Consider the following 12624-nt stretch of genomic DNA (forward strand, 5'->3'; position numbering starts at 1 on the left):
TTTGGGGAAAAGTTGTGGAAACTATAAGTTGATATTAGAGGAGTGTTTATCAACTAGGGCGAAGTACTATATCAGAGCGACTCGAATAAGGCTATAGCCATATAGACAAAGTACAAAAATTATTAACAATGAGTGAGAAAAATCATTTAGGCATAGATTTCGTTTACTAAGGTGTATATATATACAGTGCAGAAGTGGTAACACAGCCTAACGTAGTAAAGGCAGTAAAGATTGAGGAAGGGTATGAGTAAAGTTTATGAACTGGTCTCTGAGTATCAACCATCAGGTGACCAGCCAACCGCGATTAAGCAATTATTAGAAGGCTTAGATGCGGGGTTGGCGCATCAGACGCTTTTAGGTGTAACGGGTTCTGGTAAAACGTTCACGCTAGCGAATGTGATTGCTCAAGCACAGCGCCCTGCAATTTTACTGGCGCCAAATAAAACCCTCGCGGCTCAGTTGTATGGGGAAATGAAATCGTTCTTTCCTAACAATGCGGTCGAGTATTTTGTGTCTTACTACGACTACTATCAACCAGAAGCGTACGTGCCTACAACTGACACCTTTATTGAAAAAGATGCGTCAGTGAACGCTCACATTGAGCAAATGCGTTTGTCTGCCACCAAAGCTTTACTAGAACGAAAAGACGCCATCATCGTCGCTTCGGTCTCAGCCATTTATGGTTTGGGTGATCCCGAGTCGTATTTACAGATGATGCTGCACTTACGCCGTGGTGACGTGATCGATCAGCGTGACATGCTTCGTCGCTTAGCGGAACTTCAATACTCGCGTAATGATGTCGCTTTTGAACGCGGTCAGTTCCGTGTTCGCGGCGAAGTGATCGACATATTCCCAGCTGAGTCTGACCAAGATGCTGTCCGTGTTGAAATGTTTGATGATGAAGTGGATTGCATCAGTGTGTTTGACCCATTGACGGGTGTCGTGAAACAAAGAGATTTGCCGCGTTACACGATTTACCCGAAAACGCACTACGTGACGCCCCGCGACCGTATTCTCGAAGCGATAGAAAGCATCAAAGTTGAGCTCGAAGTACGCAAGAAACAATTACTAGAGAATAACAAGCTAATAGAAGAGCAGCGCATTAGCCAGCGTACACAGTTTGATATCGAGATGATGAATGAGCTCGGTTTCTGCTCTGGTATCGAAAACTACTCACGTTATCTCAGTGGTCGTTCTGAGGGTGAGCCGCCTCCAACCTTGTTCGATTACTTGCCTCATGATGGTTTGCTTATCATCGATGAGTCCCACGTGACTGTACCGCAGATTGGTGCGATGTATAAAGGTGACCGTTCACGTAAAGAAACTCTGGTTGAGTTTGGTTTCCGCTTACCATCGGCGTTGGACAACCGTCCTCTAAAATTTGAAGAATTTGAGTCTCTTGCTCCGCAAACTATTTTCGTCTCGGCAACGCCGGGCAATTATGAGCTAGAGAAATCGGCAGGTGAAATTGCGGATCAAGTCGTGCGTCCTACCGGCTTGCTGGATCCAATACTCGAAGTTCGACCAGTCGCGACTCAGGTCGATGATCTGTTGTCTGAAATTCGTATTCGTGCCGCCAAAGAGGAACGTGTTCTTGTTACGACTCTGACCAAACGAATGGCGGAAGATTTAACGGAATATCTGCATGAGCATGATGTTCGTGTTCGTTATCTTCACTCAGACATCGACACGGTAGAGCGCGTCGAGATCATTCGAGATTTGCGCTTAGGCGAGTTCGATGTCTTAGTGGGTATCAACTTGCTTCGAGAAGGTTTGGATATGCCGGAAGTCTCGCTGGTGGCAATTTTGGATGCCGACAAAGAAGGTTTCTTGCGTTCAGAACGTTCACTCATTCAGACGATAGGTCGTGCTGCGCGAAACATTGAGGGTAAAGCGATTCTCTATGCGGATAACATTACAAAATCGATGAAAAAAGCGATGGATGAAACCAATCGTCGTCGTGAGAAGCAGCAAGCGTACAACGAGAAAATGGGCATTACGCCGCAAGCGTTAAAACGTAATATCAAGGATATTATGGAGTTGGGCGACATTACTAAGTCCAAACGTCAACGCAATACTAAGCAAGTGCCACTGTCTAAAGTGGCTGAACCATCTCAAACTTACGAAGTGATGTCTCCACAACAATTGGAGAAGGAAATCAGTCGACTAGAAGCGGCGATGTACCAACATGCTCAGGATCTGGAATTCGAGCTTGCGGCTGAGAAGCGTGATGAAATAGAAAAACTGCGTGCGCAATTCATCGCGAATAGCTAGTTAACACGAAAAGCTGATTCTAAAGAGATACTTAGAATAGGCAAAAAAGAAGCCAATAGGCAGTCGGGTCTATTGGCTTGTTTTGTGAACATATCGTTCACTAACAACGTCAGTTGGCTAGGTGACCCGAGGGGTCGCTAATATATCAGCATGCTTTATGCCACTTTTTAACCTATTGATATCATTTTTGATTCTATTATCATTAACCGTAACTTTGCTAATGTTATTTGCAAAATGCAAAGCGTAATGCGATTATTGTTTAAAACACAACAAAATATTAGCTAGGTTATGCAACAAAAAACTGAAGGCCAAAAATCTCGTTACCTTCTGATGGTTGAGGATACAGCATCGGTTGCGGCGTTATACCGCTCGTACCTCACGCCGTTAGGGATCGACATTAATATTGTCGGTACAGGTAGAGATGCCATTGAAAGTCTCAATCATCGAATTCCAGATCTTATTCTTCTCGATCTTCGTCTGCCTGATATGACGGGAATGGATGTTTTGCACGCCGTTAAAAAGAGTCATCCAGATGTGCCGATCATTTTCATGACGGCTCATGGCTCTATCGATACAGCGGTAGAAGCGATGCGTCATGGCTCTCAAGACTTTTTGATCAAACCGTGTGAAGCAGACCGTCTGCGTGTTACGGTCAACAACGCAATTCGCAAAGCAACTAAGCTAAAAAATGAAGCAGATAATCCGGGTAATCAGAATTACCAAGGTTTTATCGGCAGCAGCCAAACCATGCAGCAGGTCTATCGCACCATTGACTCTGCCGCTAGCAGTAAAGCGAGTATCTTTATTACTGGTGAAAGTGGTACGGGTAAAGAGGTATGCGCAGAAGCCATCCACGCTGCAAGCAAACGTGGTGATAAGCCGTTTATTGCCATCAACTGTGCGGCCATACCTAAAGACTTAATCGAAAGTGAACTATTTGGTCACGTAAAAGGGGCATTTACTGGTGCGGCAAATGACCGTCAAGGTGCCGCTGAGTTAGCCGATGGTGGCACGTTGTTCCTCGATGAATTGTGTGAAATGGATTTGGACTTACAAACCAAATTATTGCGATTCATCCAAACCGGTACGTTCCAGAAAGTGGGCTCTTCAAAAATGAAGAGTGTGGACGTGCGCTTCGTTTGTGCGACCAACCGAGACCCTTGGAAAGAAGTTCAAGAAGGACGTTTCCGCGAAGACTTATACTACCGGTTATACGTGATTCCTTTGCATCTCCCGCCTCTTCGCGAACGTGGTGAAGATGTGATTGAAATTGCGTACTCACTGTTAGGCTACATGTCTCATGAAGAGGGCAAAAACTTTGTCCGCTTTTCTCAAGAAGTGATTGATCGCTTTAACAGTTATGAGTGGCCGGGTAACGTCCGACAACTACAAAACGTATTGCGTAATATCGTGGTGCTTAACAACGGCAAAGAAATTACGTTAGATATGTTGCCACCGCCGCTGAATCAACCGTTAGATAGGCCATCTGTATCTAAACTGATTGAGCCAAAAGCGATGACTGTTTCAGAGATCATGCCGCTATGGATGACAGAGAAAATGGCGATTGAGCAAGCGATTGAGGCGTGTGACGGCAATATTCCAAGAGCCGCTGGGTATCTTGATGTCAGTCCGTCAACGATTTACCGCAAACTACAAGCATGGAATGGTAAAGAAGAGCGGCAGAAGGTGTAAGCATGACGATATTGAATCAACAAAAAATAGATGAACTGTCGATGGAAATCGGCAGTGATAACGTGCCTGTTTTGCTCGATATTTTTTTGGGTGAGATGGATACGTACATCGACAACTTGTTGCAGTTAGAAGGTTCAGAGCGGTTAGTGTATTTGAAAGAGATCAGCCACGCACTAAAAAGCAGTGCTGCGAGTTTCGGAGCCGACAGTTTGTGTGAGTTAGCGATGTCTATCGATAAAAAAGCCAAATCTGGTGAGTTAGTTGAACAGGGTAGTGAGGTTAACACTATGCTTGATCGCTTGAATGAAACACGCGACGCGTATCGCTCTTGGACTCAATAAAGTCTTTACTTTTTAAACACAAAGCCCTTCCATATTGGAAGGGCTTTGTCGTATCAACGTAGGCTGTCTCAAGTGGCTACTTAGTGAGTAGTTGGTTTTCTATCGCTGCTTTCAACTTATCTCGGTCGTGACGCCAATCTCGGTTGGTTGAGGCTAATGATTCGGTAACGACGTTCCATTGTTCCAACACTTTCTGGTCCGTTTCTTCGGCAAGGACCACATCGATTCTTCGTCCTTGGCACGCACGTTCACACCATTCCAGCTTTTGCGCCATCGACATTCGACCTGCTGGGCCGTATTCAGGGCTGAGGTTAGCGACGAATATCACCTTCGCTTTTCGGTTTGCTGCAATGGCTTTGCCCAGCTCAGGCAATAACAGTGGCGGCATAATACTGGTGAGGAAACTGCCTGGGCCAAGAATGATTGCATCGGCTTCTGCCAGAGCAGTAACGGCTTCTTTAGTGGCTGGAACTTCTGGTGAAAGATCTAAGCGACGTAAGTCGGTTTCCATCTCATCCACATTGGTTTCACCTGTGACCCATTGACCGTTCACTGAAAGCGCAGACAAATCCGAAGGGTGCTCTGACATTGGCAGAATATTGACATCAACCTTAAGCATGTTTCGGATCAGATTGATTGCATCCAGCGGTCGAACCGACAAGTTATCCAATGCTGTTAGCATCAAATTGCCAAGGTTGTGGCCGTCCAGCTCTCCCGTACCTTTAAAGCGGTATTCGAACATCATCGAACTGATAGATGGTTCAGTGATTAGCTGGTTGATGCAGTTTCTGGTGTCTCCCCAAGCGATACCACCTTGGCAATGACGAATACGCCCAGTTGAACCACCATTGTCGGTTGTGGCTACAATGCCCGTAGCATTGCTGCCAAAGTCTTTTAAAGCGGCTAACATTCGACCTAAGCCATGACCACCGCCAACTGCGACCACTTTCTTATCCGTATAGATATTCATTACGTTCTTCTAATAATGTTGTAAAAAACGGCTACAATTTAACTTAATGAGTGTCCTAACGGTACTCACTAAGCGGTAATTTGTGTCTCTAGAGAGTTTTTTATCACTCAAGTCTGGATTCCATTACAAATATTAAGTATTTTACTCCGCAAAGCTATCAGGGGTTATCCCTCTGGTTGCCATAACTCCGAGCTCACTATGCTAAGTCCGAGGATAAGCATTTTGAGCCAGTGACATACTGTCACAAGGGCATGATTGGAAATGGCCATGCCTCCCGTGTTTGGAAAGGTGTTCCGTGGCGCAACAATTCGAAGACAAATTTCATCGTAAGTTTTATTACTTGCGTCTGTCTGTGACCGACGTATGTAATTTCAAATGTACCTATTGCCTTCCTGATGGTTACAAACCATCGGGCAACAAAAACTCGTCTTTTTTATCTCTTCCTGAAATCAAACGGGTCGTAAAAGCGTTTGCTGATTGTGGCACGTCAAAAGTGCGCATTACTGGCGGTGAGCCAAGCTTACGCAAAGATTTCACTGACATCATTCATTCTGTCGCAACGACGCCAGGCATCAAAAAGGTGGCGACGACGACTAACGGCTACAGAATGGCGAAGCAAGTTGCAGACTGGCGTGAAGCCGGTTTAACAAACATCAACGTGAGTGTCGATAGCCTTGACCCTCGAATGTTCCATCAGATTACTGGTGAAAATAAGTTCACTGAAGTCATGAATGGTATCGAGCGTGCGTTCGAAGTCGGTTATGAGCAGGTCAAAGTTAATGTGGTGTTGATGAAAGATCTGAACCATCACGAGCTACCCGCATTTCTTAACTGGATCAAAGACCGTCCAATCCAACTGCGCTTTATTGAGCTAATGCAAACGGGCGAGATGGATGACCTGTTTTCAAAGCATCATGTTTCTGGTGTTGCGATTCGTAATCAACTGATTGCGAACGGCTGGTTACTGAAAGTGCGTTCGCACAATGATGGGCCCGCTCAGGTGTTCGTTCACTCAGATTACAAAGGTGAAATTGGTCTTATCATGCCTTATGAAAAAGACTTTTGTGAAAGCTGTAACCGTCTGCGTGTTTCTGCGCTGGGTAAGCTGCACCTTTGTTTGTTTGGTGAACATGGCGTTGAACTGCGTGATTTGTTGGAGCGTGATGACCAAGAAAACGAGTTGATTGAACGTATCCAATCGCAGCTGCAAACAAAGTCCGTAAGCCACTTCTTACACGATGGCAATACTGGTATGACGCCGCATCTTGCGTCTATCGGCGGCTAACTTTATTCAATTTTTTAGAGAGAGCTTGGTGCTAAGCTGGCTCTAACTTTTTCCGAATCGATACCAAGCGTATCAAAGCTAATTTAGAGAATAGGTGAACAAATGGGTCACGCTGAAAGCAAATTTCAACCTGCAAATATTGCCGTTCTAACGGTATCTGACACACGTACTGAAGAAAACGATACCTCTGGTCGTTACCTTGTTGAACACGCTCAAGAAGCGGGTCACAACGTAGTAGACAAACAAATCGTTATTGATGACATGTACAAGATCCGCGCGATCGTTTCTCAATGGATTGCCGATGAAAACGTCCAAGCGATCATGATCACTGGCGGTACCGGTTTTACTTCACGCGATAGCACGCCAGAAGCACTTAAGCCTCTATTTGATAAAGAAGTTGAAGGCTTTGGTGAGTTGTTCCGTATGGTGTCGTATGAAGAGATCGGTACGTCTACTATTCAGTCTCGTGCGATTGCAGGTTTTGCTAACCACACCGTGATCTTCGCAATGCCAGGTTCAACGGGTGCGTGTCGTACAGGCTGGACAAAAATTATTAAACAGCAGTTGGATGCAAGTCATCGCCCTTGTAACTTCATGCCACACCTATCTGTATAACCTTTCCTAAAAGCGAAGGAAAAACAATGACCCAATTTACACACATTAATGCATCTGGCGAAGCGAACATGGTCGATGTGTCTGCAAAAGCAGAAACCGTGCGTGAAGCTCGCGCTGAAGCATTTGTACACATGGCTCCAGAAACCTTGCAACTGATTGTGTCTGGCCAGCACCACAAAGGTGATGTGTTCGCAACGGCTCGTATTGCTGGTATTCAAGCAGCGAAGAAAACATGGGATTTGATTCCACTTTGTCATCCTCTACTGCTTTCTAAAGTTGAAGTTCAACTGGAAGCTATCGAAGCAGAAAACAAAGTTCGCATCGAATCCATATGTAAACTTGCGGGTAAAACTGGTGTCGAAATGGAAGCGCTCACAGCAGCTTCCGTTGCTGCACTAACGATTTACGATATGTGTAAAGCAGTACAAAAAGACATGGTCATTGGTCAAGTTCGTCTATTAGAGAAGACGGGTGGCAAATCTGGACATTTCAAGGCGGAATCATGATTAAAGTACTTTTCTTTGCTCAAACCCGTGAGCTAGTGGGTATCGACAGCGTTGATTTGGACGGCCAGTTCGATACGGTCGAAGCCGTTCGCGCACATCTTGTCGAAGCGGGCGCAGAAAAAGCAGGCAAGTGGGATTTGGCGCTTGAGCCAGGCAAGCTGCTTGCTGCAGTGAACCAATCGATCGTCCCACTGGATACACAAGTAAAAGCGGGTGACGAAGTTGCGTTTTTCCCACCGGTAACGGGAGGCTAAGATGGATCCTCGTGTTTCTGTACAAGTTGAAGACTTTTCTGTTGATCAAGAATATCAACGCTTGTCGAAAGGCACTGCTGCTGGTGCGGTCGTGACCTTTATTGGTAAAGTCAGAGATATGAACCTTGGTGATAACGTGATTGGACTGCACCTAGAGCATTATCCGGGCATGACGGAAAAGAGCCTGAGCGATATTTGTGAGGAAGCTGAAGCTCGCTGGCCTCTGCTTGGCGTGCGCGTGATTCATCGTGTGGGTGATATGGACAGCGGCGACCAAATTGTATTTGTGGGCGTTTCTAGTGCGCATCGCGGCGCGGCATTTGATGCGTGCGAGTTCATTATGGACTACCTGAAAACCAAAGCACCGTTTTGGAAAAAAGAGCGCACAACTAACGAAGATCGTTGGATTGAATCGCGCGACACCGATCATCAAGCAGCGCAGCGCTGGGAAAAATAGAACCAGCCACTCGTTTTGACAAAAAATAAAAAGCTAAGTGTTAATCGCACTTAGCTTTTTTTGTATTTCGCGATTTGTTCAATCATATTGAAACGGTTCAATACTGCGATTCTTATCTTCGAAAACACCCGTGTTTTATCTCGGTGACATTGTTCACAATAAAAAATATCGAGCAATATATAAACGATTATTTGTTAGACTTCGTTTGTCACAAATGTTAAATAATATGCAAATATCTAGCATAAGATGCTATCAAATAGTTTAAATCCAGAGTAATCGAAAGTTTTGGCTGATAAATGTCAGTTACAGTCTTTATTTTACTAGTGAATGCTTTTGTATTGGAGTTTATTGCTAGATATGTGCGGTTATTACAGAATTATTAGTTTTTTTGCTACATTTTTATGGCAAATTACTTCAATGATTGCTAATGTGTGCCGCAGTCTCTGTAAGGTTTTAGGCTTTTGTGCTCAGAAAGTGCACTAAAAAAATCTAAAACGCTGACCGTTCCAGTCCCTTATAGAGAAGTCATGGATGCTAACGAAAAAACTTGGAGTTTTACGCATGTATAAGAATAAAATCACGCGCGCTTTATTTATTGGTGCTGGTCTTTCTCTTGCCCTAGCGGGTTGTGGCGACAATAAGCCAGAAGAAAAACAGGCGGCTCAGCCGGCACCTGCACCAGAAGCAAAAACTGATTCTTCAGAACCGAAACTAGCAGCAGTTCAAGAATTGGTGCGTGGTAACGGTACAGAAGTTGCGACAATAGACCCTCACAAATCTCAAGGTGTTCCTGAATCTCACGTGATTCGCGACCTACTTGAAGGCCTAGTAAACCAAGACGCAGACGGTAACACTATCCCAGGTGTTGCAGAATCTTGGGAAACTGAAGACAACAAAACATACACTTTCCACCTACGCAAAGACGCGAAATGGTCAAACGGCGATCCTGTAACAGCAGGTGACTTCGTTTACAGTTTCCAACGTGCTGTCGACCCTGCAACGGCTTCTCCATACGCTTGGTACATGGAATACACCAAGATGAAGAATGCGAAAGACATCGTTGCTGGCAAAAAAGACAAGAGCGAGCTGGGTGTTAAAGCTGTGGATGACCACACTCTAGTGGTAGAGCTAGATACAGCTGTACCTTACTTCGTGATGATGATGGGCCACACAACAGTGAAGCCTGTTCACCAAGCGACAGTAGAGAAGTTCGGCGATCAATGGACGAAGCCAGAGAACTTTGTTGGTAACGGTGCTTATGTTGTTGACAACTGGGTTGTGAACGAGCGTCTAGTATTGAAGCGTAACGAGCAATACTGGGACAACGAAAACACCACACTAGAGAAAGTTACTTTCCTACCGATTGAAAACCAAGTTGCAGAAATGAACCGCTTCCTAGCGGGTGAAATCGACTTCACGAACGAACTGCCAACAGAGCACTTCAAGCGTCTGAAGAAAGAGCACCCACAAGAAGTATCTGTGACGGGTAACCTATGTACTTACTACTACATCTTCAACACGAAGAAAGCTCCGTTTGATGATGTACGTGTTCGTCAAGCTATCTCTTACGCGATTGACCGTAACATCGTAACTGATGCGATTTTAGCTCAAGGTCAAAAACCAGCTTACTTCCTAACACCAGAAATCACAGCAGGTTTCAACCCAGAAATTCCTGCTTACGGCAAGATGACGCAAGAAGAGCGTAACGCAGAAGCGGCTCGTCTATTGGAAGAAGCAGGCTACGGCGCAGATAATCCACTTAAGTTTAACCTTCTTTACAACACGTCTGAGAACCACAAGAAAATTGCGGTTGCTCTAGGCTCTATGTGGAAGAAAACACTTGGTCTAGATGTAACCCTAGAAAACCAAGAGTGGAAAACATACCTATCAACAAAAGACTCAGGTAACTTCGAAGTTGCTCGTGCTGGTTGGTGTGGTGACTACAACGAAGCTTCGTCATTCTTGACTCTAATGATGAGCAACAACACCACTGGTGGTATTCACTACGACAGCAAAGAATATGATGCAATTATGAATAAAGCGTTCAGCTCTACGTCAAACGAAGAGCGTCAGGCGCTTTACCTAGAAGCTGAGAAGCTAATGGCGAAGGATATGCCAATTGCACCTATCTACCAGTACGTGAAATCACGTCTACTATCTACGAAAGTGGGTGGCTTCCCATCAAACAACGCGGAAGAAAAGATCTACTCTAAAGATCTCTACATCACTGAGTAAATCTTCAATCAGATAGAACTATAAAAATTAGGCTCTGCATGTGAGAAATTGCATGTAGCGCCTATGTTCAGTCCAAAATAAATCGGACTATTCTTTTTCATTTAAATTGTCACAGACTGAAAGAGTGAGTTTATGCTTAAATTCATCGCAAAAAGGATATTTGAGGCGATCCCAACAATGTTGGTTTTGATCACCGTATCTTTCTTTCTTATGCGTTTTGCACCGGGAAACCCTTTCTCGACAGAACGTCCACTACCGCCAGAAGTTATGGCGAACATTGAAGCGAAATACGGCCTTGATAAGCCAGTATTCGAGCAATACACAACGTATTTGATCAACGTTCTGCAAGGTGATTTTGGTCCATCGTTTAAATACCTAGATTACACCGTCAACGAGTTGATCGCCGTTGCTCTGCCAGTGTCAGCGAAAGTGGGTTTTATCGCCTTCATTTTTACGTTGGTCATGGGCGTGACGGTCGGGACGATAGCGGCTCTCAAGCAGAATACGTGGGTTGACTACACCATAATGTCGACCGCGATGCTTGGTGTGGTTATGCCGTCGTTCGTATTGGCGCCAGCTCTGATTTACCTATTCTCTCTACATTGGCACATTTTCCCTGCGGGTGGTTGGCAAGATGGTAGCTGGCAGTTTTTAGTGTTGCCGGTTATTGGTATGTCATTGCTTTACGTTGCAACGTTTGCCCGTATTACTCGCGGTTCAATGATTGAGACACTAAACAGTAACTTTATCCGCACCGCTCGTGCTAAAGGTCTGAGTTACCGTTACATCATCATCAAACATGCTCTCAAACCAGCACTTCTTCCTGTTGTTTCTTACATGGGTCCTGCTTTCGTAGGCATCATCACGGGTTCTGTTGTTATCGAAACCATCTTTGGTTTGCCGGGCATCGGTAAGCTATTCGTTAACGCTGCATTTAACCGTGACTACTCGCTAGTAATGGGTGTAACCATTCTGATTGGTTTCCTATTTATCTTATTCAACGCGATTGTAGATATTCTACTTGCAATGATTGACCCGAAAATTCGCTACTAACAGGGAAGTTTGGTTATGTTGACGAAAAAAGAAAACCTAGAAGCGATTGAAAAATTCTCTGAGAACTTAGAGATTGAAGGTCGCAGTCTTTGGCAAGATGCTCGTATCCGCTTTATGCGTAACAAAGCGGCGATGGTGAGCTTATTTATTCTTGTTTTAATGACGTTGGCGGTAATTGTTCTGCCGATGATCGCTCCTTACGCGTTTGACGATACTGACTGGTATGCAATGCACGTTGCGCCAAACTCTGAACACTGGTTTGGTACCGACAGTCTTGGTCGAGATTTGTACGTGCGTACTCTAATCGGCGGCCGTATCTCGCTAATGGTTGGCGTGATGGGTGCATTCGTAGCGGTATTGATAGGTACACTTTACGGTGCGGCTTCTGGCTTCATTGGCGGTAAAGTTGACCGCATTATGATGCGTATTCTAGAAATCTTGTACGCTGTACCGTTCATGTTCCTAGTTATCGTACTTGTTACCTTCTTCGGCCGTAACATCATTCTTATCTTCGTTGCGATTGGTGCAATCGCCTGGTTGGATATGGCGCGTATCGTACGTGGTCAGACACTCAGCCTACGTAGTAAAGAGTTCATCGAAGCGGCGCATGTTTGTGGTGTAAGTAATTGGAAGATCATTACTCGCCATATTGTACCGAACGTATTAGGTATTGTAGCGGTTTACTCTACGCTTCTAATTCCGAGCATGATTCTGACCGAATCATTCCTATCATTCCTTGGTCTTGGTGTTCAGGAACCAATGACAAGTTGGGGCGCACTTCTACAAGAAGGTGCACAGACAATGGAAGTAGCAATTTGGCAGTTGGCATTCCCAGCGGCATTCATGGTTGTGACTCTATTCTGCTTCAACTACGTTGGTGACGGCCTGCGCGACGCGCTGGATCCAAAAGACAGATAATTAAAAGATAAGATTAAGGAAGCA

Annotated in this window: 12 protein-coding genes and 1 riboswitch; of the genes, 11 read left to right on the forward strand and 1 reads right to left on the reverse strand. The window is 44.9% G+C overall.

What is annotated here, in order from left to right; translation table 11 throughout:
• Nucleotides 1–243 precede the first annotated feature (243 nt).
• The 3 genes from uvrB to luxU all read left to right on the forward strand — a co-directional run bounded on the left by uvrB (nucleotide 244) and on the right by luxU (nucleotide 4307).
• Complete coding sequence (gene uvrB, locus ACF8OV_RS16695) at nucleotides 244–2274, forward strand: excinuclease ABC subunit UvrB (protein WP_005482400.1); 2031 nt, start codon at nucleotides 244–246, stop codon at nucleotides 2272–2274.
• Between the two features lie 288 nt (nucleotides 2275–2562).
• A complete protein-coding gene (gene luxO / locus ACF8OV_RS16700; RefSeq protein ID WP_005461534.1) occupies nucleotides 2563–3966 on the forward strand; it encodes a quorum-sensing sigma-54 dependent transcriptional regulator LuxO in 1404 nt (467 codons plus the stop codon).
• Between the two features lie 2 nt (nucleotides 3967–3968).
• Nucleotides 3969–4307 carry a quorum-sensing phosphorelay protein LuxU gene (luxU, locus tag ACF8OV_RS16705; protein WP_025521817.1) on the forward strand — a complete coding sequence of 113 codons (339 nt, stop codon included), beginning with the start codon at nucleotides 3969–3971 and terminating at the stop codon, nucleotides 4305–4307.
• Nucleotides 4308–4383: 76 nt separating this feature from the next.
• Here luxU and ACF8OV_RS16710 read toward each other — a convergent pair whose 3' ends face one another.
• A complete protein-coding gene (locus tag ACF8OV_RS16710) occupies nucleotides 4384–5277 on the reverse strand; it encodes a YvcK family protein (RefSeq protein ID WP_005494500.1) in 894 nt (297 codons plus the stop codon).
• 173 nt (nucleotides 5278–5450) lie between these two features.
• Nucleotides 5451–5584, forward strand: a riboswitch (molybdenum cofactor riboswitch).
• Between ACF8OV_RS16710 and moaA the strand changes: the two genes are divergently transcribed.
• The 8 genes from moaA to oppC all read left to right on the forward strand — a co-directional run bounded on the left by moaA (nucleotide 5573) and on the right by oppC (nucleotide 12600).
• Nucleotides 5573–6562, forward strand: a complete 990-nt coding sequence (gene moaA / locus ACF8OV_RS16715) for a GTP 3',8-cyclase MoaA (RefSeq protein ID WP_274056043.1) — start codon at nucleotides 5573–5575, stop codon at nucleotides 6560–6562. Its footprint overlaps the riboswitch before it by 12 nt.
• A 102-nt stretch (nucleotides 6563–6664) precedes the next feature.
• On the forward strand, nucleotides 6665–7177 hold the full coding sequence (moaB, locus tag ACF8OV_RS16720) for a molybdenum cofactor biosynthesis protein B (protein ID WP_005461494.1): 513 nt from the start codon (nucleotides 6665–6667) through the stop codon (nucleotides 7175–7177).
• A gap of 26 nt (nucleotides 7178–7203) precedes the next feature.
• Nucleotides 7204–7683 (forward strand): cyclic pyranopterin monophosphate synthase MoaC, encoded by a 480-nt coding sequence (gene moaC, locus ACF8OV_RS16725; protein ID WP_258496501.1) that lies wholly within the window; start codon nucleotides 7204–7206, stop codon nucleotides 7681–7683.
• On the forward strand, nucleotides 7680–7937 hold the full coding sequence (gene moaD / locus ACF8OV_RS16730; RefSeq protein ID WP_005461535.1) for a molybdopterin synthase sulfur carrier subunit: 258 nt from the start codon (nucleotides 7680–7682) through the stop codon (nucleotides 7935–7937). Before moaC ends, moaD begins: the two co-directional genes overlap by 4 nt.
• Before the next feature lies 1 nt (nucleotide 7938).
• Nucleotides 7939–8394: a molybdopterin synthase catalytic subunit MoaE gene (gene moaE, locus ACF8OV_RS16735; RefSeq protein ID WP_015297054.1), complete on the forward strand. Its 456-nt coding sequence runs from the start codon at nucleotides 7939–7941 to the stop codon at nucleotides 8392–8394.
• Between the two features lie 561 nt (nucleotides 8395–8955).
• On the forward strand, nucleotides 8956–10629 hold the full coding sequence (locus ACF8OV_RS16740) for an ABC transporter substrate-binding protein (RefSeq protein ID WP_005461499.1): 1674 nt from the start codon (nucleotides 8956–8958) through the stop codon (nucleotides 10627–10629).
• 132 nt (nucleotides 10630–10761) lie between these two features.
• The gene (oppB, locus tag ACF8OV_RS16745) at nucleotides 10762–11682 is read left to right on the forward strand and encodes an oligopeptide ABC transporter permease OppB (RefSeq protein ID WP_025552621.1); all 921 of its coding nucleotides are present in this window, start codon (nucleotides 10762–10764) and stop codon (nucleotides 11680–11682) included.
• A 15-nt stretch (nucleotides 11683–11697) separates the two neighbouring features.
• Nucleotides 11698–12600, forward strand: a complete 903-nt coding sequence (gene oppC, locus ACF8OV_RS16750; protein WP_005482423.1) for an oligopeptide ABC transporter permease OppC — start codon at nucleotides 11698–11700, stop codon at nucleotides 12598–12600.
• The last annotated feature ends 24 nt before the right edge of the window (nucleotides 12601–12624 follow it).

This window comes from Vibrio sp. GLN_1, assembly GCF_043106015.1.
GTDB lineage: Bacteria > Pseudomonadota > Gammaproteobacteria > Enterobacterales > Vibrionaceae > Vibrio > Vibrio parahaemolyticus.